Origin of the sequence: Pseudoalteromonas carrageenovora IAM 12662 (assembly GCF_900239935.1) — a bacterium.
Taxonomy (GTDB): Bacteria; Pseudomonadota; Gammaproteobacteria; order Enterobacterales; family Alteromonadaceae; genus Pseudoalteromonas; species Pseudoalteromonas carrageenovora.
Window position 1 is genome coordinate 1,741,254 of the sequence record NZ_LT965928.1, and the last position, 23,379, is coordinate 1,764,632.

Sequence of the window (23,379 nt, forward strand, 5' to 3'; positions counted from 1 at the left end):
CTCTGGCTTTGAATTAAGCTAACCCACGAAAAGCGGAGGCTAACACCGTGTGGGAGTCATTATGTCTAGTTTGTTTTCAAGCTAACATGTAAATTTTGATATTTTATAAACACAATTTAAAAGGAACTTTAATGACAACAGTTACAAATGGAATAATCGTAGATAAGCGTATAACAGCCAAGCGATACAACTCTATTGAGCATGGAAATATTAACAACGTAACATCTATAGTACTTCATCGAACTGCAGGTTCGAGTGCTACTTCATCCTTGAATGGTTATGCAGCGGGGCAAAAAACTGGAGCTCATTTTTTAATTGCTAATGATGGAACAATATACCAAACAGCTAGTTTAGAAAAACTCTGTTGGCATGTTGGTATCTTATATTCTCGGTGTACCGACGAAAAGTCATGTGACCCTAAAGAATTAAAAACCGTTAATAGTTTACTTCATCAGAAAGGGTTTTCATTTTCCAAAAGAGTAAAAAATGTATCTAGGCATGAGTTAGCAAAAGCTTACCCTCTTCGTTATCCATCAAATAATGACTCATTAGGAATTGAGGTCGTAGGTCGATTTAACAAAGCTACAAATACCTTTGAACGACCAACAAATGAACAATTTAAATCATTAAAGCTATTAGTGGATATATTAATAAAGGAGTTCTCTTTAAATTTAAATAAAGATGTTTACGCACATGGTGTAATTGCTAGGAAAAAGAAGGCAGAAGGAATCCAGTTGCTTCAATACTTAAAAGTTGGGTTTGCTCCATGATAAAAAATATTATTTGTATAGGTGCTGTTTTTTTTATTACATCTTGTGCCTCTAATCATGAAAATAAAATTCAAATATTGACTACAGCAAAAGTTGTCGATATCACCAAGCAGGGATCTAAGGTTTGTGATAGCTTTCAATTGACAGAAAGCGAAATTACTTTGTACTTCCAAACAGCCGAGGAAGTCAGTAATGAAGAAGCTCATGGAGAGTCAATTATTATGCCTTGTAAATATTCAGGGGAATTAATAATGAATAAGGAAGTCTATTCATATGAGGTTTTTGCTGGGGGGGCTGGGTATATTTTCGATGATAAAGGGTGGGTTCTAAAAAACTTTATTTGTAAAAACAATAATTGCTGTAGTAGTTTTTCAAACCTGTGCTGATACGTTTTTAGGTTAACAACAAACTAACAAGAGACTATGGCGTCAATCGTTAATTATTAACTTTTGGCGCTTCCCACATTACACCGTCTCTTAGCATCGAATTTAATATCACAATCATCTTTCTAATACAGGCGATGATGGCTACTTTTTAGGGTTTCCCTGCCGCCAATAAACGTTGATATGTCACTTTGAAAACTGGTTAAAACTCACCACACAATTTACACGCGTATTTCATGGTGCAGAAGGCAGACCCACTTCACAAATAAGTTACTGTGAAAATTTGAAGCGCAAACGGCGTTCAAATATTAGCAACTGCGAAAAGCTACTCGCTTAAATCAGAAACCACTAAGTAAAAGTTAAAACTGCAATCCTGCAGTTATTTTCATGTATGAAATTTAGATCTAAGAATGCTAATGACTTATTTATTAGATGAAATGAAAAGTGACCGAGCAATAAAAGATAAATTCTTAATCTGATTGGTAAATTTATTGGTACATTTTATTTGTAAATAAAAGAGGGTGTCAAGTTTGGTTCTGCTTACTATAAGCTTTCTTATACAGGCAATAATAGCTACTTTTTTAGGTTTCCCTGCCGTGACTAGCCGATGATAAATAGCTTTAAATTTAGGGTTACATAGGGTAGCTGACATCATTGCCATATATATTGCGGTTCTATTTCTTGGCCGTCCACCTCGTATCATTCGTATACATTGAGACACGCCACTTTCTCGATTAAATAATGGCAAACGACTAGTCTGTATTGAACCGGCTTCCCTTTAAGTAAAAAGCGAAATATTATGGTGAATAAAGGGATAAAAAATCTGACCTTACGAGGTCAGATGAAAGTGAATGCCTTTACTTTATTGTGTAGCAACTGTATTGCCTTGTTCATAAAATAGAAAAGTTGCAAAACACGATGCATTAAGAAGGGTAAGCCCTTTTACTCTAAATTAAAGCTACTCAACCAGCCGCAACCCCTTCCAGAACGCCAATTAAAACAATTTCAAACACTTTTTTATATTCTGCGTAAAATTACAGCAGTCAATTGAACGAAAATAGAAACTCAGCTATGGTTTGTTTATCAATAAAAATAAATAAAAACGAGTTAATCTACAGACTCGTTATGTTGCTCATGAAGAATGTGAGCTATTCTACTAAAATAAGGATTTTTTATGAGTTTATTTAAATTAGTTAGTTTATTGATCAAGTTTAGTTGTTTGTTCTTGCTTTTAAGTGCCCCAAAATATCTTCTTGCTGAAGATAAAGCCTACCCTCAATTTAGCGGTTATTCACCTAAATCTAAGTTATTAATAAACTTTGAACCTGTGAACATATTATTAGAATCGAATGTTCTTGATATGGGGCCATCCAGAAGAATAAATGCTAAACTTGATAAACCCCCGATAGGTACTAAGTTAAGAAATGTTTTCCCCAGAGCTACCCATAATGAAAGTAACAGATTCACATATGAGTTGATAAAATCTCCTAAACAAAAAAGTTTAGTCAATGATGTTAAAAAATATTTAGAATCATTGCCTGACAAAAAAAGCCTTAATTTATATTCGAGACAAGAGCAATTGGCCTATTGGCTTAATCTTTATAACATTACTTTAATTAACGAAATTGTTAAGCGGTATCCAATAGTTGGTTTAGAAAAAATATTAACTGGTCCTGACTCACTATTGGATAAAAAGCTAGTAAATATTGGTAGTCTTCAGTTGAGCCTCAGTGACATACAGTATGGGATTTTAGATAAAAACTATAGTAAAGAACCTTTAATCATTTATGGATTATATCAAGGGTATATCGGCAGCCCAAATATCAATAAAAAAGCCTTTTCAGGTAAAAATGTATATAAGTTATTAAAAAATAATGCAACAGATTTTGTCAATTCAAATAGAGGTACAAACATTGATTCTCTAAATAGTTTAGAGGTCTCTAGTTATTATGCGAGAAATGCTGATTATTTTCCTAATTTTAGCAATGACCTCAAACTTCATCTGTTGCAATTTGCTGATGAAACAACCCAAGAAATAATAAATAAGTCGGATAAAATTGAGCCCATTATAAATAATTGGGCAATTGCTGATCTATTTGGAAGTAAAAGAGTCTTCGGTGGTGCCATGTCTACTAACTCAGCAGCTTCAATAGGAATGTCAAGAAATTATGCATTGACCGATAAAGTCACTAAAGATGCGAACACAGGTGGAGAGTTCAGACTTTCACCTAAAGAAATAACCAGGTTAAAGGAGTTAATGAAAGTAAGAGCTAAGAATTACGGTGAGACATCCGTAACGATAACAGACCTAGAATTACAAGATGAAAACTAAAATTTACAATATATGAACAGTAGCTCAGTATGATGAGCAAAAAAACAAAACAAATAAGGCACCCACCTTAAATTTTGCACTTTACTCAATTAGAGGCTAGCTTTTGCTTAGTGTGAAAAATAAGCAGAGTGTCATATGGCTATCGCAAGAAACGTCACATAAGTTTGGTTGATACAAAATACTATCACTGTATTTCACGTTGCGTGTGACGTGCATTTTTATGTAGCGAAGACCAGTTTTACTGGTCAATCTTACGAGCATCGCAGAGGGTGGGTTGAAGATAAGTTACTTGAATTAGCTAAGGTATTTTGTATCGACGTGTGTGTTTATGCCGTAATGAGTAATCACACCCATTTAGTGCTGTATGTAGATGATAAAAAACAAATTGGCTGAATGATAAAGCGATTGTTATTCGCTGGCATAAACTCTGTAAAGGCACATTGCTAACGCAAAAATATGTACAAGCTGAAAAGCTAAGTAAAGTTGAGCTCATCTTTTTCAATCAAACTGTTAAACAATATTGAGAACGCTCAGCAATTATCATCTGGTTTATGCGTGAATTATCCGAAATCAGAAATGAAGACATTGGTCGCAGAGCTAGTAAAGAAGATAACCGCACAGGTCGATTCTTTCATAGTGCATTAGGCAATCTCACCTCACAAGTGAGTTACTGAGAAAATTTAAAGCGCAAACGACGTTCAAATATTAGCAACTGCGAAAAACTACTCGCATAAATTAAAAACCATTCAGTAAATATTAAAACTGCAATCTTGCAGTTATTTTCATGCGTGTAATTCAGGTTTAAGATTACTAATGACTTATTTATTAGATGAAATGAAAGTGACCCAAGAATAAAAAATAAATTCTGAACCTGATTGGCAAATTTACGGCACTTTTTGTTTGTTACGGTTTAGTTCTGTTTTTTAGATAAATAGCTTAATCTAAATATTAAACAATGTGTTATGCGATTAATTTTTTATTAGTTGATGTAAGTACAGCGTGAGCACTCTAGTAATTTGCATCTATTTTAAATCTAATTAGAAAACAAGCAATGTATATGAATCCAGTATGTAAAAAAAGCAATCATTAAATTTGAAATATCAGAAACAGGACACTAAATTGTTAATGCTAAAATTAATGGCAAGCCTTTACGCTTAATTTTAGATACAGCCGCAGGATCGTCTGTTTTAGATAAAGCCTCCCTTAATGACTAAATATTATAGAAACACTAAGTGATGAAAATGCAGCGGGTTTGGGTACATCTGAGCATGCAATGGGAAATATTGGGGTTTCAGAAATTGAATTAGCTAGCGTTCTTTATAAAAAGCCGAGCTTTTTATCGTTAAATCTTGACTACCTGCAAGTAGCCGCTGGAGAGAAGGGGGCATGGTTTATTTGGCTCCCCTTTTTTTAGTGAGTGCAATGCAGTTATAAATTTTGAGAGGCATACTTGAGCTTTTAATGACAAAATAGGTTTGCTTTTCGTACCATCCATTCCTATTCATTTTTTCCTGAATGTTTAAACAATAATTTTCTTAATTTTGAACTGCTATGAAAGTTTTCTAATTTGGAAGATACACCAAAGATATCAAAGTGACTTTTCTATTAAAATTAAAAACAATTAACAAAACTATGCATTGTAACAATTGGTTTATCTAGCGTTCATATTGAGAGAGGTATAGTTAAATTAATACAAGGAATAAAGTTAATTCTTTCACCGCTGCTGTTTAATCTCATAAAAAATTTATAGATAACTTTTTTATAAAAAGTATGAATTTATATTGAAGTCAATATTGTAAATATACTATTAATGTAGATGGGTTGAAATTAATGTCTTTGACAAGAATGTTAAGCACTTAGTGAGTAGAATTGAGCTCGAAGCATATTTTTTCTGAATGTTAATTTTAGAATCTACACATAAAATAAATTCAAATTTACATTGATATTTTTCTCAAGGAGATGAGAGTGACCACTATAAAAAAAAAGAGAATAGTAGGTTTTGATATTGCTAGAGGAATCGCTATTTTGTTAGCTATGCTTTCCCACACTTTTACTGCTCTCAATTATAGTCCAGCAATGGAAGTTAATTTATTAGTACGTAGTTCAACTCCTACTTTTATTGTTGTATTTGGTTTCTTTTTGTACTTGTTATATTATCCGAAAATAGTAAAGAACGATTTTTATTATGTAAAAACTAAATTGTGGGGAAGGTCCTTACAATGTTATCTACTTTATTTTTTTACTTGTAGTATTTGGGCTTATGTAAACGATTTTAGTTTTATATATTTTATCAGGTTGACCTTATTTTTGAGCTCTACACCTTTTACTGATATTTTACGTTTTTATGCTATATTATTTTTTATATCACCTTACTTACTAATGCTGCTAAATTCACAATATCGTCTTTTTCTAATCCCAATAATAATGATTCCTCACATACTAATCTATTTTATTCCTTTACCGTCTTTAGACTTTATACCGTATGGAGTGTATATTTCAACACTATTGTATGGAGGTGGCAATGTAATAGCTGGCCCATCAATTTTACATTCATTAATTTTTGTTTTTTTAGGTGTCTATATAGCGAAAACGTTTCATGGAAATAGTTTGTTCAACAATAAATATATACTTTTAATAATGATATTATCATTAATTACGATTTTAATTCTTCCCGCTTCATTTAAAGATTTCTCAAGTATGAAATTTCGAAACTCAAACGCCTTTGAATATTTTGTTTTTTCAGCTTTTATGTCTTTAATAGTAATTGAATTATCTTTATTTTTTGCTAAAAATTTAAAAGGTTTATTTTTTGAACCGATACTTGTAGTTAGTCGTTCTTCCTTGGTTTTGTTTTGTTACGGAAATAGTGTGTTGTACGTTCTTTACAAACAGTACGATATTTCTAACGCTTTAATTATACTAATTTTTTCTATTTTTTATATGATTTGTAGGTTTGAATTTTTATTACCGAAATTTGATGTAAATAAGTTTCTATTGAAACCTCGTGGTAATATTTGATATATGTAAAAATTGACATTGCTGTTTATTCCAACGATTCTGCCAACCCGACTGATTTACTCAATTGTAACGATTTAGCAGCATGTGTGTGATGATAAAAAGAGGGCTAAAAAGATTTTAGCTATTTTAAATCTAAATAGAAAACAAGGAATGTATATGAATCCAGTATTTAAAAAAGCAATCATTAAATTTGAAATGTCAGAAACAGGACACCAAATTGTTAATGCTAAAATTAATGGCAAGCCTTTGCGCTTAATTTTAGATACAGCCGCAGGCTCGTCTGTTTTAGATAAGAGCTGCCTTAATGATTTAAACATCATAGAAACACTCAGTGATGAAAATGCAGCGGGTTTAGGTACACCTGAGCATGTAATGGGAAATATTGAGGTTTCAGAAATTGAATTAGCTGGCATTGTATATAAAAACCCGAGCTTTGTATCGTTAAATCTTGACCATGTTCAAGTTGCAGGTGGAGAAGAGGGGGTACATGGTTTACTTGGCTCGCCTTTTTTTAGTCAGCACAAATGCGTTATAGATTTTGAGAATCATACGCTTGAGCTTTTAAAGAGCTAGTTATGATTAATTGAATTTTAAATATGTACATAATTATTCTTTAACTTAGTTGAAGGTTGTATAACTTTTAAATTAAAGTGCTTAGACAGAAATAAAGTTAATATCCTATTGTTTGTTTGTTTTTTGAACTTTTTATATTCTTAAATATCAATTGTTTAAGCTTGCATGGTTGGTTTGGTAAAATTTTCTATATTTACAAGCATAATTTATACGTGTAGAATTTTTAATGCTTTATTACTATTTTTACTAAATAACAAAGGATATGTTTATGCACTTGTATAAGGAACAATTTTTAGAAAAGCATGATTACCCAAGAGTTTCTAAGCCGTCTAAGGTTTTGATTATCGCTTCTACAGAGCGTTGTGGAAGTCATATGCTTGGCCATGCGTTACATAATACTAATTCCTTCGGTTTTCCTCTGGAATATGCAAACCCTGCAAACCTAAATAAATGGAAAGAAAAATTAAAGATAGATGATTTTTTTGAAGTCATTGATGAACTTCAGCAAAGAAGAACATCACCAAATGGGGTTTTTGGAATTAAACTCCACTATCAGCATATTGAACAGTTTGGTGGGTTTGAGAATTTAGTTAAATATTTTCCAGATGCATATTATGTTTTATTAACGAGGGAAAACGTATTAAACCAAGCAGTCTCTTTATCAATTGCCAGTCAAACTGGGGTGTGGATTTCTGGGCAGCAACCTATGACAGAAAACCCTGAATATGATTATTCAAGCATTGATGAAAGTCTTAAAAATATAATAAAAAACAACTCTTCTTGGCGATATGCTTTAGCAGCTAGTGACTGTAAATATATAGAAATGAACTTTGATAATGTTAAGGACAACTTAAATAATACTATTTCTGAAATTGCTGACTTTATGGGGATCAGCGTTAACAACGAAGATATTCCTAAAGAGCAAGTTACAAGTAAACAAAGTAATAAGTTAAATGAAGAGTGGGCAGATCGTTTTTGCTCTGAATTTAATTTATCAAGCCAGTTAATTCCCGAGCAAAAACCTAAATTAATTAAAAAGATTAAGAAAAAGTTTAAGAAAACATTTTCATAACCCTGTAATTTGATTAATTAGTTAAGCTATTCAAACTTTTTTTAAAGTAACCATATTGTAGTGGTCAACTAATTTTATCCATTGTGTTTATTACTTGCTTTAAACACAATGGAGCAATTTTTGATTTAAATATTACTATTTTGTTTTACTAGCTCTTTTCTTACTATTTCAGCACCTTTACTTAGTGCATTGAGCTTACCATTTGCAACTTCATGAGAAAGCGGAGCCATGCCGCAGTTTGTACATGGATAGAGTTTATCAGCGTCTACAAACTGTAGGGCTTTGCGTAAAGTGGCGGCTACCTCTTCAGGTGTTTCTATTTCATTGCTGGCAACATCAATAGCTCCTACCATTACTTTTTTACCGCGAATGAGTTCTAGTAAATCCATAGGCACGTGCGAGTTGTGGCACTCTAGTGAGATAATATCAATATTTGATTGCTGTAATTTAGGAAAGGCTTCTTCGTACTGGCGCCATTCGCTTCCGAGTGTTTTTTTCCAATCGGTGTTGGCTTTAATGCCGTAGCCATAACAAATATGCACAGCAGTTTCGCATTTTAACCCTTCAATTGCGCGCTCTAAACAGGCAATGCCCCAATCGTTTACTTCATCAAAAAATACATTAAAAGCGGGCTCATCAAATTGGATAATATCAACGCCTGCGGCTTCTAGCTCTTTTGCTTCTTGATTAAGGATTATGGCAAATTCCCAGGCTAGTTTTTCGCGGCTTTTGTAATGGTCGTCATACAGTGTGTCTATCATGGTCATTGGGCCAGGTAACGCCCATTTAATAGGTTGGTTAGTTTGCGAACGTAAAAACTTAGCGTCTTGTACAAACACTGGTTTTTGGCGGCTAACAGGGCCCACTACGCTTGGTACACTGGCGTCGTAACGGTCACGTATTTTTACCGTTTTACGTTTTTCAAAATCAACACCGTTGAGGTGCTCTATAAATGTAGTTACAAAATGCTGACGTGTTTGCTCACCATCACTTACTATATCAATGCCTGCTTGCTGCTGGTCGAATAATGATAAGCGTAGGGCGTCGTGTTTGCCTTGGGTTAATTCATCTGCTTGCAACTTCCAAGGTGACCAAAGGGTTTCTGGCTCTGCAAGCCATAATGGCTTTGGTAAACTGCCTGCTGTAGATGTAGGTAATAAAGTTTTCATAATAAGTGATACCGTATAATTTAATTAAATTTAGATGTTTACCGTTGTAAATTGCTCAAGCGCCGATTGGTATGGTTTTATAAAGTGCTCTTCGGCAAACTTACCTTGCTCTGCAGCTAATCTACTGCGCTCATCTCTATCGTAAATAATCTGTGTGAGTGAATGGTCAGCATTTTTTAAATTAGGTTTGTAAGCTTTACCAGCAGTAGCATTTGCGTTGTAAATTTCTGGGCGATAAATTTTTTGAAACGTTTCCATGGTGCTAATTGTGCTTATTAGCTCAAGGTTGGTGTAATCATTAAGTAAATCCCCAAAGAAAAACAATGCAAAAGGCGCAGCGCTATTTGCAGGCATAAAGTAACGAACCTGTAAGCCCATTTTTTTAAAGTATTGCTCTGTGAGTGAAGATTCGTTTGGTTGGTACTCAATACCTAAAATAGGGTGCTCGTTTGCTGTGCGGTGGTAAGTTTTGTTATCAGACACGCTTAGGCATATTACTGGTGGCTTTCTAAAGTTTTGCTTATATGTATTTGAGCTCACGAACGATTGAAACAACTTACCATGCAGCTCACCAAAATTATCAGGAATACAAAACTGTGGTTTATCTTTATTATGTTGCTGTAGGAGTACGCTAAAGTCGTAGTCACGCACGTAAGACGAAAAGTTGTTACCAACAATGCCTTCTATGCATTTGTTTGTTTTGTTATCTACTATGTTGGTTTTAAGTATTTCTATTGATGGAAAGCTTTGGCTGTTTTCATCTAAAGCAATATCAACTGAAATAATTTCGAGTTCGATTGAATAACGATCTGCCGTTGGGTTATCCCAATTAGCTAGCGTATTAAAGCGGTTATTGATCATGTTAAGTGCTTTGCGCAAATTAGATTGACGGTGCTCGCCACGAGCTAAGTTTGCAAAGTTAGTTGTAATACGAGTATTTGTTGATGGCGTATAGTGCTCATCAAGGCGCTGACTTTTAATATTAAAGGTTAAGTTTTTACTCATGATGTTGGTATCCAATTTTTATTTAAAGGCAAAGCCATTGTTTTTAAAAGTGGCTGCTGCTTAGCTATAAACTAGAGGCTAGCTAAGCGCTGTTCGATGAGTAATTTATACGTAAATTGTGCCTTAAATAAAAACGGTATAATTTCACATGAAACATGAGTTTGATTCATTAATAAAATATGGCTCAGCGTTCGCACATAAGATAGGCTGAAATCAGGTATGTAAGTTAGCTGATAGGGTGAGTATTTATAGCGGTTTAGATGTCTAGATGGTTTTGTTGCGTTAATTTCATGTTCGGTATGAGTAATATTCAGGGCTCTGTTTTATAAACTATGTAATGTGTAAAAAGTCAGGTTATCTATCTGTTGTTCATCTACACTTAGTTACACTCGTTTACTAACTTCCTAATAATTAACTACATTGTGTACGCATAAGTAAATAGATGAATAAATTAAAAAACCTTATCACCCAGTTTATAGCTGCAATGCAAAAGCGCCCTGGGTTATTAGCTGTGATGGCGTTTTGCTCTGGTGTAGCAAGCTATGTCATGGTTGACAGGAAAGAGTCGTTTTCGCAGGTTATTGCTATTGTGTTATTAATAAGCTGGCTTTGGCTAATTATAGATAATTGGCTTCGCGAAAAAGTAGAAGAGAGGTTTGGTGTAGCGGTATCGCCAAATGTAATGCGTTTTGCACTGCAAATGGTGCAACAAGAGAGCTTATTTTTTGCGTTACCCTTTTTTTTAGCGGTTACGCAATGGGATCATCCACAAGCAATTTTTACATCCCTTATTGTTTTGTGTGCCGTAGTGTCGGTTATCGACCCGCTTTATTACAAAAAATTAGCTAGAAACCGGACACTATTTAGCGTGTTTCATAACTTTGCGTTATTTGTTGTATTGCTTGTAACACTGCCCATTTTATTGAACCTGACGACTAGCCAAAGTTTGGTAATTGCTCTAATTACGGCTGTTATTGTTACATTGCCGAGTTTAAACAATTTAATGCCTAATGCACGCTGGTGGCGTTTTCCTATTTTAGTTTTAATTTTATGTGCTTTTAGTGCCAGCGTTTGGCAGTTACGCAGCTTTGTGCCACCGGCAGCCCTTAGATTAACCGATATTACCTTAGCGCACAAAGTCGACTTACAACATAAAAAGCCTGTAGGTAGTATTAAAACGCTTGATTTACACACCTTACACCGTGAAGGTTTATACAGCTGGACTGCGGTTAAAGCACCACGGGGTTTAAACGAAAAAATATTTCATGTGTGGATACACAATAAAAAAGAGGTCGATAGAATTACCCTAAATATTAATGGCGGGCGTGAGCAAGGTTATAGAGCGTGGACACACAAAGTAAACTTCCCAAGTGATGCAACGGGTAAGTGGCAAGTAAAGGTAGTAACTGAATCAGGGCAGTTAATAGGTTTAACCAAATTTATTGTTACATCTTAATTATGGTAATAGATTTGTAAATGAATAAATATTTGATAGGCTATTTTTACAGTGTTTAATGGATGAACGTTATGAGTTTGGCATTTGATTTGTTTATTTGGTTAATGATAGAGACAATTTTAGGTTTTTTAATTTACTCAACAGGTTGCGCTATTCTGAAAATAGTTACCTTTGGTAAGTTTAAAAGCGAAATTACCGATTATGTATCGTTTAAGGCGAATAAAGCCAAAGATGTTTACTTAATTTGCTTACTCGGGTTTAGCTTTTATGTGCTGTTAATTGGCTTTATTGCTTATATTAGCCACTAACTTATACAAACCACATGAAACAAAATAGATTTTTGATTGCAGCAAGTGCTTTGAGCTTTATTGCCTCGCTTTTACATGTAGCGTGTATTTTTGGCGGGCCTGACTGGTATCGCTTTTTTGGTGCTGGTGAACAAATGGCTCAACTGGCAGAGCAGGGAAGTACCTATCCTACTTATGTGACTTTAGCTATTGCAGTTATTATTGCTCTTTGGGGCTTATATGCGCTCTCTGGTGCAGGCGTCATTTTAAAACTGCCACTTTTAAAAACAGCTTTGGTATTAATCACCGCAATTTATTTAGTGCGCGGTATTGCGGGTTTAATCATTCCTTTTTTAACTACAAGCCAAATAATTCACCACAACTCTATTAAGTTTTGGATTATAAGCTCGATAATATGCTGTATTTATGGGTTATTTTACTTATTTGGTACCCTTAAATTATGGCGAACGAAAATGTATCAACGCTAATTTCCCCCAACTCTTATACTCAAATTACTAACCACAAATAGCTTATTTTTATTGCTCATTTTTATAAAGGGCAATACTATGTGCGACTATTTTTTACGCGTATTTTTTTCGCTTTTGGTGTTATATAAATGAATAAAACTCTATTGAGTATTTTGTTTACAGCTATGCTTTGTGCATCTTTTTTAGTTAAAGCGCAGACCCAAGACGCACCTGCACTTGAACCTGAATTAGGTGTAGGCGGAAATATTAAGCTCGATGAGGCTAGTACAACGTATATTGATGACGGTGTTGATTTTCATGTGCATCCACTTTGGGAAAGCAGATATATCAGTGAGGGCCGCGACAATTTAGCGGGAAAAGGTATTGCCTCAATCGCATCTGAATTTAATTATAATGCAATAGCTATTATTCCGTGGCTTGCAACGGGTATTGATAGCGATTATACCGAGTTTAACTTAAATGCTATTTACGCAACTCAGTTATTTAATACCGTTGATATGTTTATTGGTTACAACCATTTAAGAACACGTGAAAATGCCTCTAATGCTCATGACAATGAGGTTAGCTTAGATTTATCGTACTTTTACGATAATAAATTTCAGCTTACTAGCAGCGCATATTATTCGTTTGATTCTCAAGGTACATTTATAGAGCTTGCAATTAGTAAAGGCTATGAGGTAAGTGAAGCTGTTAGCATTGATTTTCAAACGGGGGTTGGGTTTAACGCAGGCTATGTAAGTGACGGCCACAACGGTATTAACAACCTTAAGCTTAAAGCTAATGTGTCGTATAAAGTTATTACGCAGCTTGAAGTATACGCATATAGTAGCTACACCATGGCATTGAATAAAAACGCTGAGCGCTTTGTAGGTGATTAAACATTAAAAAATGTGTTGTTCAGTGGTATTGGTCTTAGCTATCAATATCGTTAAAAGTTAGCAGCACAATAAAACGATTGTGCTGCTTATATAAGCTTCCTTTAAAATTAAGCCCTAGATTTACATTGTATTATTAAGGTTGGGTTTTTGAGTCACTCTTTTCTTTATCGTGAGTGTGGCTTTTTATAGGGGTGGAAACTCCCTTATCATTTTTTTGAATTGGCTGACTCCGTACACACATTAAATCATCAGCCATATATTGGCAGCTACCTATATATAAATCATTATGGCTGCCTTCATATTTACATGATTGAGATTTAACTTTATTTGCGCAAGCTTTAACTGCAACACCATTTAACGGCCCTGAATGCGCATTTAAAAATGTAGGTGCTGCAAGTAAACTCATACCAAACAAGCACAAACAACTACTTTTTATAAACATGACTACTTCCTTTAATGTTTGTCAGGACTATTACCTGGCGGCGGACCTTGATGATCTCCCGGTGGACCTCCAGCGGGTCTTACGGACTGGCCATGTAAACAACCAATAAACATGTTTTCGCTAGGGCTTGCTGCATGATAATGATAACCACGGGTAGCGTCTGTATTTCCTCGGCATTCATCAAGTGACTCTTCTTTACCGCTTGCATCGCGCATTGCATAAATACCATAACCATCGATTGCGTAACCTATAAGAGGAGCGTGGCCATCTTCTGTATCATCAGAATTAGTACAGCCCGTTGTAGAATGGTAGTGATATCCTTGGTGTAAATTAATATGCCCACCACAATCATCAAATGCGGCAATTGTATAACTGCCCAAAATGGCATTAATTGGAGCAGGCCCAGATAGCTCGGTACCGTCTAATGCTATACCTACCGTTCTTAAGCGACCTGAACTTTTTGCAGGAATAGGTGTAACAGGAATTAAATACGTTAATGAAAAATTATCTTCTAAGTATGAAAGCTCACACTCAATACAATTTTGTTTATATTGCTCTTCAACATCAGGACGAGCTGCACCTGAGCAAGATTCTTTAGTTGCTGTGTATCTAATTTTATTTGTTTTAGTGTCGTAAAGTACCCACTTTTCATCGCCGTAATATTCATCTAGCTTTAGGATAAATTGGCCAGTTAAATCTACTAAATTGCCTGTTCCTTCTTTGCTAAACCAACTGCCAGACACATCCGCACCATCGGTTGTAGTGCGCGGGCAAAATGGGCCAGGCTCTCTGCCTGCTGGTGCGCCTGATGTAATTAACTCATAACACTTAGTTTTAGTGCCTTGTGCTGTTTCGCAATCAACAATGTTAGGCTCAGATAAAAAAGCACCTTTTTTGAACATTGATAAATTTAGCGAATGTTGAGTGGCCGATTGGCTATTTGAGTCAATATTAGTAGGGGTAATTGGCTTGTCTGTTGCTTCATCACACCCTGTTAGTATTAGGGAGCAAGTAAGGAGGGCTGTAACCTTGCTGCCAAATTTTAATAAGCTCATGCTTTATCCTTTTAAATATAAGTTTGTACTTTATATACAATGGCATACTAACGGCTAAATGTGTAAACACTATGGAAAAAGTATCCATAATAATAAAATACTTCTTATTTTATTTATGCGTTGTGATTTTTATGTTTTATATCAATCAATACTTTGTAATTTATAAAATTAACGAATAAAAATGTTAGGGTAGTGTTGTTGTATAAAAATACAAATGGAGAGTTGAGATGAAATTTTTAGTTTTTTTAGGCACTGTAAGAGATAGCACGCCTCCTAGGCCTGCTCGGTTAGGTGAGCGAGTAGCTAAAGCCTGTATTGAATGTTTAAATGAGCAGTATTCAGAGCACGAGTTTGAACTAATAGATGCACTTGATTATCCGAATGAGCAACTTTTTAAGCCTCACTTTGCGTATGCACAAGGTAAGGCGCCTTCTATGCTCAACACCTTAGCCGACAAGATTAAAGCGGCTGATGGCTATGTTATAATTAGCCCTGAGTATAACCATAGTATGAGCCCAGCCCTGAGCGACTTACTTAATCACTTTGGTAGTTCACTCTTTTCGTACAAACCCAGTGCCATTGTTACTTATTCTGCTGGGCAATGGGGCGGATTAAGAGCTGCAATAAGTATGCGCACATTTTTATCTGAGCTTGGCTGCTTACCTGTATCTGCAATGATCCACGTACCAAAAGCACAAGAAGTTTTTAATGATGACGGCAGTGTACAAACTGGGCAAGAACAATCTTCGTGGTTTAATTATTTTCATCGTACTTTTTCACAGATGGTTTGGTGGGCAAAAGCTACAAAAGAGCATAGTCAAAATGTAGATCCTCATCAAATGTTAAAAAGCTTTAAAACAGATCCTTCTCAGCGAAATGCTCCTTAACGAAAACTTTTAAAATATAATTTATTTAGCCCTTAATTGGGCTAAATTTGTTTCTTTTATAGAAACTTGAAATTTATAAATGCTAGAATTAACATCTACTTATAAAAAAGGATGTTATATATTGAAATACCTTACTCTTTTAAGTGTATTAACACTTAGTGCCTGCAGCTCTGTACAACACTTACCGGCGCTTGGCGAAGGCACTACTGCTAATATGAATTTAATAGCTCTTTCGGAGCAGAGCGCGCCACAAGGTGTTAGCGGTACATTTAAGTTTTATATTAAAACTGCGGGCTCTCAGTATGGTGACGTATTTTTAAATACCGAAGCTGACTATCGTGATCGACGCTCTATTACCATTGCAATTGATTCAAAAGTAGCTAATAAACTCAAAGAAAAATACGGACAACCAGCCGACACATTTTTTATTGATAAAACAATTGAAGTGACAGGTGAAGCAAAGCGGGTAACTATCGACTTTTTAAGTAAAGGAAGAAAAACCAATAAATATTATTATCAAACACATGTTGATGTTAATTCAATAAATCAACTTCGCATTGTTGAGTAACATCAGCCAGCTTGTCGAAGCATCGGATTAATTACTAAGCTACTTATTGGCTAGGGGTATGTTTTACAGGGGTACTGTTTTTATATACAGTACCCCTGTAAATCTCAATGAATACTAAAATAACAAGCTTAATGTTAGTCGCGCTGTTCTTGGCTCTATTGGGTGAAAATGATTACCTTCAACGCCTTGTGCAGTCTCACCGGGTAAACGCGATGCATAATAGTAGTCAATATCATGGTCGGTACTGTTAAATAAGTTAAGTAATTCAAAGTCTACTTTCCAATGGGTTTGCTTATAGCTTATTGAGCTATTAACAACCGTTAAGGGGTCTGAGCGTTTACTTCCATCGTCGGTTAATGTGCGCTTGCCAATATGACGAACTCTAATTGATGACTGCCATTGTTGTGTTATATGCCAATTTAAGCCTGTACTGGCAACAACAGGTACAGCGCCTTCAATGTAATTATTATCACCATTTATATCTAAGCGAGAATGTGTAAACGAGGCTTCTAAATCGATACTAAATTTGTCGTTAATCCAGTAATAAGCACTCATTTCTAAGCCATAGCGTTTTGATGCATCACTTGGCTCTGTATTACCGGCATCACCTACAAACAAGAGCTCTGAGTCGAGTGTTAACCACCAAAGTGCAGCCGATAAATTAAACTTTTGCTCATCAGCAAATCGTAATCCAATTTCAGCGCCTTCACTTTTTACTAATAAATCTACTTGCTCTGTTTGCTCACCTGTAACAGGGTCAATATTAATTGTAGATCCACGCGCATCATTAGAATGAAAAGATTGCCCCCAATTAGCATATGCAGCTAGTAAATCAGTTAAGCGGTAATTTAAACTTCCTTTAAAGCTGACTAAATCATCGTTTGCTTTACCTGAGTTTGCACCAGTATTACTGGTAACGTTAGTATCAAAGTAGTCGTACCTCACACCAGCAGTGGCCTCTAATTTTGGGGTAAGTAAAAATTTAGACTCCCAAAAGCTTGAGTAGCTAGTTTGCTTTAGTTCATCTTGCCTTACAGTGCTAAGTCGCTTTCTTGCTTGCGTGTTATAAAGCCCTACGTTATCTATGTCGTCGTGTCGAAGCTCAATCCCTGCAGTGTGTTGCATGTTTATATCTGATGTTTTAGTTTCAAACTCATAGCTTATATTAGTGCCATAGATATTGCGGCTATCTTGCTGATTAAACTGATCACCATTAATTGGATCATTTAAAAAATAACTAAAATTAGAATACAGGTTTAAATCGTAATTAATTACATAAGCGCTGGCTTTTATATGATCTCCTTGCCAGTTACTCGATAAGCTATAACGGCTAGAGCTACCGCCAAGCGTAGTATCAAGTGAACCAAACTGAGATATTAAATTTTGCGAGACCGCACGCTGTGGAATTTGATCTGCTGAATTCCATGTATTGTCGTATGCCATAGCAGTTATTGAGAGATCACCATTAAAAGCTTTACCAACATAGCGAAGTAGGGCATTTTTTTTATTTACGTCTTCGTTTATATCATCCCACGGGCCGTCATAGCCTTGCCATTCTGCTGCTGCAATAATTTTGCCTTTTGTTAAGTTAGTAGAGCCAAGTACAACAGCACGTTTATAGTTGTCCTCTCCAATACTGAGTTCTATTTGTTGATGCTTTTGGTTATCAGCCAATTTAAACTGTGCGCTACCTGCGGCTGAAAAATCGCCTTGGCTTGCGCTATATGAGCCTTTTTGATAGTTAATTGTTGAAATAGACTCAGGAATTATAAAATTTAGGTCGGTATAGCCTTGGCCGTGTCCGTGGCTTCGCATATTAATGGGCATGCCATCTATGCTGGTTGAAAAGTCGGTACCGTGATCTAAATTAAAGCCTCTAATAAAATACTGATTAGCCTTACCTGAGCCACTGTGTTGAGTAACCGCCATACCCGGTATTAGCTCTAACATTTCGGCGCTTCTTAACATAGGGCGCTGCTCTATTTCTCCTTGGCCAATAATGCCGCTAGATGCGCTGATTGACTCACCAATTAACCCATCTCGGTGGCCATATACAGTTAGTTTTTCTATGTTTGCGTGTACATAGCCGCTATATAAAGTGCCTATAGTTAAAATTGCTAATGTTTTCATGCTTAAAGTCCCTATTTAATATGCTTACTATTCAGTGCTGTTAAATTAAATACGGCTAAGTAATTTTTTTGGATGCAACATTTGTTGTTTAATTGTAATTATTTAAACACATTCTCTGTTTTGTAATTTAAAAACTACATTGCAAGCTATTGTAATATCGTTATATAAAACTAATAATCAGCGTGTTAAAAAATTCTACACAAATCACTCAATTAGAGAGTCTGTATTGAAAGCCAAAGAAATTCGCAATTTTTACATTAACGAAGAGCAATCTGTTTATTTGCTTTCGCACCGCGATGCTAAAAAGCATCGTCAGTGGCTTAACATTTGTATTAAACAATTAACGCTGCTTGGTTATAAAAATGTAGAAATGATAGGCTCTGGTGCCTTTGGTTTTGTGTTCGCCGGTGATGACGATAATGGCTTACCTTGGGTTTTTAAGTTCTCGCGTATTACGCTTGCCCAAAGTGTGCGCGATCGCCTTGAAGACGAAGCGTATATGCTCTCACAAATTAACAATCCGCTTGTGCCAACCTTTTACGCGTTTGAGCGCATTAAAAAGCAAGGCATATTAATGATGGCACGCGCTATAGGCGAAGATCTTGAAAAAGTATCTTTAAAAAAAGGGCGTTTTAGTGCATCGCAAATAATGGCACTTGCTCTAAGGCTTCGTAATGTTTTAGTTGATTTACGTAGTCATAAAAATGGCATTAGCCCACAACCTATTGTACATGGTGATATTAAGCCTTCGAACCTTGTGTGGGATGAAAAAACCGATGCGCTTTCACTTGTTGATTGGGGAAGCTCTGTGTATGCGCAAGTTGATAGTAACAGTGAGCCTATTTCCAGTAACTTTATGGATTTAATGTCGGGAGATTTAAGCACGACTAATGCGCGTATGGGGGATGTGTACTTCATTGGCGAAGCACAAATGTCGGGGGAGCAATCATCCCCACGTTTTGATGAGCAAGGTGTGGCAGCAACCTTGTATGCGCTAGCGTCGGCACAATCATGTCGTTTTGGATCGCAAGCTATTCCTGCGAGTTCTTTAGGCTTACCTAAAGAGCTGGCTAAAGTGATTGATGGCATGCTTTCTAAAAACAAAGAAGAGCGTGACGGTGCGGGCGATTACTTTATGCGTAATATTACCACTATGGCCAAAGCGTATTTACCAGAAATAAAAACACAACAACCACGACCCGCTGTACCATATTGGTTTGGTGGCGGCGATAAGCCTGACACGGTAGTTTATAGTTCACGTAAACAGTTTTTACGCCAAGCAGATCATAAACAACAGCTATTAGATGTAAACGATGCGCAGCTTGACCGTTACTATAAAGAATTTTTGTTTGATACCGGTGATACCGAAAAGGCCTTTTTAGCGTCTATTAGTCGTTTAGCTAAATATCCTGTAGTAGGGGGGTTAAGTTTTCATTGGAAGGATGAGTCTTTATTTGTTGAGTCATCACTTATTATGCACGAAGAAACACTCGCAAACGCATTTACAGATGCAATAAACAACACGGTAATGCTTGCACAAGGTATTACACAAAAAGGGCTTTTTAAATGTTGTTTATTTGATGCGCGTAAAACTATTCAATTAGAGCGAGACGGTACTGGAGCATTTAAATTTGATAGCTTACCAGAGCTTGATTACGAAATAGTAAGCATGAAAGCTAACGAAATAACACGCCCACATTCATACTTTGAAGATGGAAAAGACCCAGACGAGCAATTACAACTGCCTAAAAAAGTTATTAAATGTGTATTTGAACTTAATCAGATTCACCATACGGGGTGTATTATTTTTGAAGCGCTGCCCGATAGAATGAAGATTCATCATTACTACCGACTATTAGACTCTACTAAAGAGGTAGAGTTTAAGCGCTTACTTAATAAATTAATGCAATACGCAGTTAATATTACAGATGTAGGTGTTGCTGGGTTTATGAAGCTACCTTATAAAAATACCCGCGAGTTTGAGCTATGCGCTAAACAAGTTGAGAATTTTTTTCCTAAAAATCCAAAGCTTTTGCAAAGCTGAATCTATAACATTACAGAGCATTATTAATTTTAAATCCAATTTTTCTAATTATTTACAACTCATTTTTAAATATCGAGTTATAAGGTGAACTTTGAGAAATTGTAAATTGATGTACAGGTTTTTGGTTGTTTTTTGTAGTGATTAAGTAGCTGCTATCAGGCTTATTTTGACTAAATAATTTCATATTTAGTTTTAAGCTTTTTGTAATAATAGGCATCGTAAATTTACCGCTTAAGGCTAGAGTGTTAATGCCTGCATTATTTACTTTTACTGCGTTAGGGGTGATTTTAAGGTCTTTAACAGTAAATTTATAAAGTTGATTACTTAAATATAAGTGCGTGTGTATTTTTCGTTTTATCCTGCTTTTATGCGTATTAAATTCATCAATAGAAATTATGCCATTTTGGTTATTATCCACGTTGTAAAACACTGATATAGGAAGGGTAGCGCTAATAAAAATAGTGTCATCTTCGATGTTAAGTACTGCGTTATATTTATTCTCATTCGCAATGCTTGTATCTATAGAAAGTAAGCAAAGCATAACAACGAATAGCATTGTCACATATTTAGACTTTGAGCTTAGGTAAAGGGTCGTATTGTTCATTTTTTAAAAGTCATGAGTTTAGATAAGTCACTTTTAAATAATATTGTGCAAGTAATGTGTAAAAATAAGTCAACATTAAACAGATTAGTAATGTGTCGGATTTTACTATTGACTTAACTGTTATAAAATCAGCTTATTAGCACTCTACGGTAATTAATATAAGTTATGGCAAAGTCTAAACCTGAGGTTTCTATTCAAAGTTATGGGATTTATTCAACGTGGGATAGCAAAAGCAAAGCGTTACCGCAAATTGAGCAATTTACAACTAATGTTACTGCCAAACTTGATGTGGAGTTTGGCTTAATAGTTAATATTAAAAAAGCCAAAGGCGAAAAGCTCCATTTTTGTATTTATCATCCTGATATACCCAATGAAGAGGGCGAGGTAATGGCTCCGTTTGATGGAGTTGAATACGTTAAAGACAATGACTGGCATTTTTATTTAGGCGATACATTGTGGGAGCCTATTGAAAATAAACTCGGTGATTGGCGAATGACGCTTACATTAAATAATAAAGTTATTGCAGATAAAACGTTTAATATAGCCCTTGAACAACAAGGCTCTGAAAATGAATTTTGGAGAAAAAGAGGGTATTAATATAGAAGCTATCCGCTTTATACAATTTACTACTAAAGCAAAATTTACCCACAAAAAAAGCCAATATAGATTGGCTTTTTAGTTTAAATTTTTCACTAAAGCTTAGTTACCCCAAGGGTTGCTTGCATTAGAGCGTTGTTTACGAGCGCGGGCACGTTGTTTAGTCTCTTTTTTTTCCATGATACGTTTTGCATCACTAAAGCTTAATTCGCATGGTTCACCTGGTTTATGATCCTCAGGGATCACTCTATCGCGTGGTGGCAACTCGTACTGAACATCGTCCGGTTTAGGTAAGTTTTTAAGGCGGTAAAGATAAAAATTGTCTACCTTTTCTTGTGCCCATTGGGTTTTACGCAAAAATTTTACCGCAGATTTAATGTCTGGATTGTTTTTAAAACAATTAAGTTGCAAATAAGCGTGAAGAAGTTCCCACCCATATTGTTCAACCAGCTCTTCAACCACTTGTTCTAATTTTACGCCTTGCAGTGGGTTATTACTGAAAAGTTCTTGGTTGCTCATAGGTGTTGCCTCGTTATTAAAAATACAAAGCGTATTATAAATTTAATACCGAGGCTTTAACAGGATAATTAGCCTAACTTTGACAATTAACTACTACACGGCCACGAATTTTCCCTTGCATAAGTAACTCAGCGTTATCAATTACTTGATCTAGCGTGATTTCGCTAGAGATTTTATCAAGGTAATCTGCTTTAACTAATGTGGCTAATTTATTCCACGCTTCTACTCGGTCAGCTTTAGGGCGCATTACGCTATCAATGCCAATTAACGATACACCACGTAAAATAAAAGGCGCAACTGATGCGGGTAAATCCATGCCTTGGGCAAGTCCACATGCTGTAACAACGCCACCATATTTTAATGAGGCACAAATGTTGGCGAGTGTATGGCTTCCTACAGAGTCTATTGCGCCAGCAAAGCGCTCTTTTTGTAATGGTTTGCCTGGGCTTGAAAGCTCGTTTCTATCTATTACTTGCGAAGCCCCTAACTCTTTTAAATAATCGCTTTGATCTAATCTACCTGTTGCAGCCGTTACGTTAAAGCCAAGTTGATTTAATAAATAAATAGCAAAGCTACCCACACCACCATTAGCACCGGTTACGAGCACTTCGCCTGAGCTTGGAGTAATACCTTGTTTTTCAAGCGCGATAACACTGAGCATTGCAGTGTATCCTGCGGTGCCTATTTGCATAGCTTGCTTTGGTGAAATTGCAGCTGGAAGAGGAATTAACCAATCACTATTTAGTGCCGCTTTTTGAGCAAGGCCACCCCAATGTTTTTCGCCAACACCAAAGCCATTTAAAATAACATTATCGCCACTTTTAAATTCATCGCTGGTGGACTCAGTAACACTCCCTACTAAGTCAATGCCAGGCACCATAGGGAAGCTTCGTACAACAGGGCCTTTACCAGTAATAGCTAATCCATCTTTATAGTTAAGCGTACTGTAAAGCACATCTATCGATACATTTTCGTTTGGTAAATCACTGTTTTCGATAGTTGTTAAAGTAGCGCTATAGTTATTTTCGTCTTTGTTAATAACAACTGCTTTAATTGGGTTGCTCATGGGATATCCTTTTAGACCGATCGTCTTTTAATGTGT

The 23,379-nt window shown here is 35.6% G+C and carries 23 protein-coding genes and 4 pseudogenes; 17 read left to right on the forward strand and 10 right to left on the reverse strand.

What is annotated here, in order from left to right:
- Positions 1 to 131 precede the first annotated feature (131 nt).
- Positions 132 to 770: a peptidoglycan recognition protein family protein gene (locus ALFOR1_RS07880; protein ID WP_197709265.1), complete on the forward strand. Its 639-nt coding sequence runs from the start codon at positions 132 to 134 to the stop codon at positions 768 to 770.
- Positions 767 to 1,156, forward strand: coding sequence for a hypothetical protein (locus ALFOR1_RS07885; RefSeq protein WP_104642612.1), 390 nt, complete (start codon positions 767 to 769; stop codon positions 1,154 to 1,156). Before ALFOR1_RS07880 ends, ALFOR1_RS07885 begins: the two co-directional genes overlap by 4 nt.
- Before the next feature lie 49 nt (positions 1,157 to 1,205).
- Here ALFOR1_RS07885 and ALFOR1_RS07890 read toward each other — a convergent pair.
- A pseudogene (locus ALFOR1_RS07890) lies at positions 1,206 to 1,355 on the reverse strand (IS110 family transposase); the annotation flags it as partial.
- On the opposite strand from ALFOR1_RS07890, the pseudogene ALFOR1_RS20480 reads away from it, so the two are divergent.
- A pseudogene (locus tag ALFOR1_RS20480) lies at positions 1,347 to 1,490 on the forward strand (transposase); the annotation flags it as partial. The pseudogenes ALFOR1_RS07890 and ALFOR1_RS20480 overlap by 9 nt on opposite strands.
- A gap of 84 nt (positions 1,491 to 1,574) precedes the next feature.
- Here ALFOR1_RS20480 and ALFOR1_RS20485 read toward each other — a convergent pair.
- A pseudogene (locus tag ALFOR1_RS20485) lies at positions 1,575 to 1,889 on the reverse strand (transposase); the annotation flags it as partial.
- Positions 1,890 to 2,327: 438 nt separating this feature from the next.
- On the opposite strand from ALFOR1_RS20485, the gene ALFOR1_RS07900 reads away from it, so the two are divergent.
- The 6 genes and pseudogenes from ALFOR1_RS07900 to ALFOR1_RS07925 all read left to right on the forward strand — a co-directional run bounded on the left by ALFOR1_RS07900 (position 2,328) and on the right by ALFOR1_RS07925 (position 8,148).
- Positions 2,328 to 3,485: a DUF547 domain-containing protein gene (locus tag ALFOR1_RS07900; RefSeq protein ID WP_104642613.1), complete on the forward strand. Its 1,158-nt coding sequence runs from the start codon at positions 2,328 to 2,330 to the stop codon at positions 3,483 to 3,485.
- Positions 3,486 to 3,613: 128 nt separating this feature from the next.
- Positions 3,614 to 4,117, forward strand: a pseudogene (locus tag ALFOR1_RS07905) (transposase); the annotation flags it as partial.
- A 501-nt stretch (positions 4,118 to 4,618) separates the two neighbouring features.
- On the forward strand, positions 4,619 to 4,699 hold the full coding sequence (locus tag ALFOR1_RS20490) for a hypothetical protein (RefSeq protein WP_227006942.1): 81 nt from the start codon (positions 4,619 to 4,621) through the stop codon (positions 4,697 to 4,699).
- Between the two features lie 751 nt (positions 4,700 to 5,450).
- On the forward strand, positions 5,451 to 6,503 hold the full coding sequence (gene opgC / locus ALFOR1_RS07915; protein ID WP_104642614.1) for an OpgC domain-containing protein: 1,053 nt from the start codon (positions 5,451 to 5,453) through the stop codon (positions 6,501 to 6,503).
- Positions 6,504 to 6,659: 156 nt separating this feature from the next.
- On the forward strand, positions 6,660 to 7,076 hold the full coding sequence (locus ALFOR1_RS07920; protein WP_104642615.1) for a retropepsin-like aspartic protease: 417 nt from the start codon (positions 6,660 to 6,662) through the stop codon (positions 7,074 to 7,076).
- 268 nt (positions 7,077 to 7,344) lie between these two features.
- Entirely contained in the window at positions 7,345 to 8,148 is an 804-nt protein-coding gene (locus ALFOR1_RS07925; RefSeq protein WP_104642616.1) for a Stf0 family sulfotransferase, read from the forward strand.
- 125 nt (positions 8,149 to 8,273) lie between these two features.
- Here the strand turns inward: ALFOR1_RS07925 and ALFOR1_RS07930 are convergent, their stop codons facing one another.
- Positions 8,274 to 9,317 carry a methionine synthase gene (locus ALFOR1_RS07930; RefSeq protein WP_104642617.1) on the reverse strand — a complete coding sequence of 348 codons (1,044 nt, stop codon included), beginning with the start codon at positions 9,315 to 9,317 and terminating at the stop codon, positions 8,274 to 8,276.
- 30 nt (positions 9,318 to 9,347) lie between these two features.
- Positions 9,348 to 10,322: a DUF1852 domain-containing protein gene (locus ALFOR1_RS07935; protein ID WP_104642618.1), complete on the reverse strand. Its 975-nt coding sequence runs from the start codon at positions 10,320 to 10,322 to the stop codon at positions 9,348 to 9,350.
- A 442-nt stretch (positions 10,323 to 10,764) separates the two neighbouring features.
- Between ALFOR1_RS07935 and ALFOR1_RS07940 the strand changes: the two genes are divergently transcribed.
- From ALFOR1_RS07940 to ALFOR1_RS07955, 4 genes are all read left to right on the forward strand, one after another.
- Entirely contained in the window at positions 10,765 to 11,778 is a 1,014-nt protein-coding gene (locus ALFOR1_RS07940; protein WP_104642619.1) for a DUF5924 family protein, read from the forward strand.
- Positions 11,779 to 11,849: 71 nt separating this feature from the next.
- The gene (locus tag ALFOR1_RS07945) at positions 11,850 to 12,086 is read left to right on the forward strand and encodes a hypothetical protein (protein WP_104642620.1); all 237 of its coding nucleotides are present in this window, start codon (positions 11,850 to 11,852) and stop codon (positions 12,084 to 12,086) included.
- 14 nt (positions 12,087 to 12,100) lie between these two features.
- Complete coding sequence (locus ALFOR1_RS07950) at positions 12,101 to 12,553, forward strand: hypothetical protein (RefSeq protein WP_104642621.1); 453 nt, start codon at positions 12,101 to 12,103, stop codon at positions 12,551 to 12,553.
- A 128-nt stretch (positions 12,554 to 12,681) separates the two neighbouring features.
- Complete coding sequence (locus ALFOR1_RS07955; RefSeq protein ID WP_104642622.1) at positions 12,682 to 13,431, forward strand: hypothetical protein; 750 nt, start codon at positions 12,682 to 12,684, stop codon at positions 13,429 to 13,431.
- Positions 13,432 to 13,564: 133 nt separating this feature from the next.
- Here the strand turns inward: ALFOR1_RS07955 and ALFOR1_RS07960 are convergent, their stop codons facing one another.
- Positions 13,565 to 13,873, reverse strand: coding sequence for a hypothetical protein (locus ALFOR1_RS07960; protein WP_104642623.1), 309 nt, complete (start codon positions 13,871 to 13,873; stop codon positions 13,565 to 13,567).
- A gap of 11 nt (positions 13,874 to 13,884) precedes the next feature.
- A complete protein-coding gene (locus ALFOR1_RS07965) occupies positions 13,885 to 14,928 on the reverse strand; it encodes a YHYH protein (RefSeq protein ID WP_104642624.1) in 1,044 nt (347 codons plus the stop codon).
- A gap of 227 nt (positions 14,929 to 15,155) precedes the next feature.
- Between ALFOR1_RS07965 and ALFOR1_RS07970 the strand changes: the two genes are divergently transcribed.
- Positions 15,156 to 15,815, forward strand: coding sequence for an NADPH-dependent FMN reductase (locus ALFOR1_RS07970; protein WP_104642625.1), 660 nt, complete (start codon positions 15,156 to 15,158; stop codon positions 15,813 to 15,815).
- 121 nt (positions 15,816 to 15,936) lie between these two features.
- Positions 15,937 to 16,383, forward strand: a complete 447-nt coding sequence (locus ALFOR1_RS07975; RefSeq protein WP_104642626.1) for a hypothetical protein — start codon at positions 15,937 to 15,939, stop codon at positions 16,381 to 16,383.
- 114 nt (positions 16,384 to 16,497) lie between these two features.
- Here ALFOR1_RS07975 and ALFOR1_RS07980 read toward each other — a convergent pair whose 3' ends face one another.
- On the reverse strand, positions 16,498 to 18,513 hold the full coding sequence (locus ALFOR1_RS07980) for a TonB-dependent receptor (protein WP_104642627.1): 2,016 nt from the start codon (positions 18,511 to 18,513) through the stop codon (positions 16,498 to 16,500).
- Between the two features lie 226 nt (positions 18,514 to 18,739).
- On the opposite strand from ALFOR1_RS07980, the gene ALFOR1_RS07985 reads away from it, so the two are divergent.
- Entirely contained in the window at positions 18,740 to 20,557 is a 1,818-nt protein-coding gene (locus tag ALFOR1_RS07985; RefSeq protein WP_104642628.1) for a protein kinase domain-containing protein, read from the forward strand.
- A gap of 52 nt (positions 20,558 to 20,609) precedes the next feature.
- Here the strand turns inward: ALFOR1_RS07985 and ALFOR1_RS07990 are convergent, their stop codons facing one another.
- Positions 20,610 to 21,119, reverse strand: coding sequence for a hypothetical protein (locus ALFOR1_RS07990; RefSeq protein ID WP_141378470.1), 510 nt, complete (start codon positions 21,117 to 21,119; stop codon positions 20,610 to 20,612).
- Positions 21,120 to 21,326: 207 nt separating this feature from the next.
- Here ALFOR1_RS07990 and ALFOR1_RS07995 point away from each other — a divergent pair, with 207 nt between their 5' ends.
- Complete coding sequence (locus ALFOR1_RS07995; RefSeq protein ID WP_058550019.1) at positions 21,327 to 21,758, forward strand: DUF3859 domain-containing protein; 432 nt, start codon at positions 21,327 to 21,329, stop codon at positions 21,756 to 21,758.
- Positions 21,759 to 21,860: 102 nt separating this feature from the next.
- On the opposite strand, the gene ALFOR1_RS08000 is transcribed toward ALFOR1_RS07995, so the two are convergent.
- Together ALFOR1_RS08000 and acuI are read right to left on the reverse strand one after the other, a co-directional pair.
- Positions 21,861 to 22,277, reverse strand: a complete 417-nt coding sequence (locus ALFOR1_RS08000) for a VF530 family protein (protein ID WP_058550020.1) — start codon at positions 22,275 to 22,277, stop codon at positions 21,861 to 21,863.
- Between the two features lie 73 nt (positions 22,278 to 22,350).
- Positions 22,351 to 23,343, reverse strand: coding sequence for an acrylyl-CoA reductase (NADPH) (acuI, locus tag ALFOR1_RS08005; protein ID WP_104642630.1), 993 nt, complete (start codon positions 23,341 to 23,343; stop codon positions 22,351 to 22,353).
- Positions 23,344 to 23,379: the final 36 nt, after the last annotated feature.

Bases quoted from the DNA above. Each gene is read 5' to 3' on its own strand.
- ALFOR1_RS07970 (WP_104642625.1), top strand. From the start codon at position 15,156: ATGAAATTTTTAGTTTTTTTAGGCACTGTAAGAGATAGCACGCCTCCT.
- ALFOR1_RS07880 (WP_197709265.1), top strand. From the start codon at position 132: ATGACAACAGTTACAAATGGAATAATCGTAGATAAGCGTATAACAGCC.
- ALFOR1_RS07955 (WP_104642622.1), top strand. From the start codon at position 12,682: ATGAATAAAACTCTATTGAGTATTTTGTTTACAGCTATGCTTTGTGCA.
- ALFOR1_RS07950 (WP_104642621.1), top strand. From the start codon at position 12,101: ATGAAACAAAATAGATTTTTGATTGCAGCAAGTGCTTTGAGCTTTATT.
- ALFOR1_RS07960 (WP_104642623.1), bottom strand. From the start codon at position 13,873: ATGTTTATAAAAAGTAGTTGTTTGTGCTTGTTTGGTATGAGTTTACTT.
- ALFOR1_RS07965 (WP_104642624.1), bottom strand. From the start codon at position 14,928: ATGAGCTTATTAAAATTTGGCAGCAAGGTTACAGCCCTCCTTACTTGC.
- ALFOR1_RS08000 (WP_058550020.1), bottom strand. From the start codon at position 22,277: ATGAGCAACCAAGAACTTTTCAGTAATAACCCACTGCAAGGCGTAAAA.
- ALFOR1_RS07945 (WP_104642620.1), top strand. From the start codon at position 11,850: ATGAGTTTGGCATTTGATTTGTTTATTTGGTTAATGATAGAGACAATT.
- ALFOR1_RS07900 (WP_104642613.1), top strand. From the start codon at position 2,328: ATGAGTTTATTTAAATTAGTTAGTTTATTGATCAAGTTTAGTTGTTTG.
- ALFOR1_RS07885 (WP_104642612.1), top strand. From the start codon at position 767: ATGATAAAAAATATTATTTGTATAGGTGCTGTTTTTTTTATTACATCT.
- ALFOR1_RS07940 (WP_104642619.1), top strand. From the start codon at position 10,765: ATGAATAAATTAAAAAACCTTATCACCCAGTTTATAGCTGCAATGCAA.
- ALFOR1_RS07930 (WP_104642617.1), bottom strand. From the start codon at position 9,317: ATGAAAACTTTATTACCTACATCTACAGCAGGCAGTTTACCAAAGCCA.
- ALFOR1_RS07995 (WP_058550019.1), top strand. From the start codon at position 21,327: ATGGCAAAGTCTAAACCTGAGGTTTCTATTCAAAGTTATGGGATTTAT.
- ALFOR1_RS07920 (WP_104642615.1), top strand. From the start codon at position 6,660: ATGAATCCAGTATTTAAAAAAGCAATCATTAAATTTGAAATGTCAGAA.
- acuI (WP_104642630.1), bottom strand. From the start codon at position 23,343: ATGAGCAACCCAATTAAAGCAGTTGTTATTAACAAAGACGAAAATAAC.
- ALFOR1_RS07925 (WP_104642616.1), top strand. From the start codon at position 7,345: ATGCACTTGTATAAGGAACAATTTTTAGAAAAGCATGATTACCCAAGA.
- ALFOR1_RS07980 (WP_104642627.1), bottom strand. From the start codon at position 18,513: ATGAAAACATTAGCAATTTTAACTATAGGCACTTTATATAGCGGCTAT.
- ALFOR1_RS07935 (WP_104642618.1), bottom strand. From the start codon at position 10,322: ATGAGTAAAAACTTAACCTTTAATATTAAAAGTCAGCGCCTTGATGAG.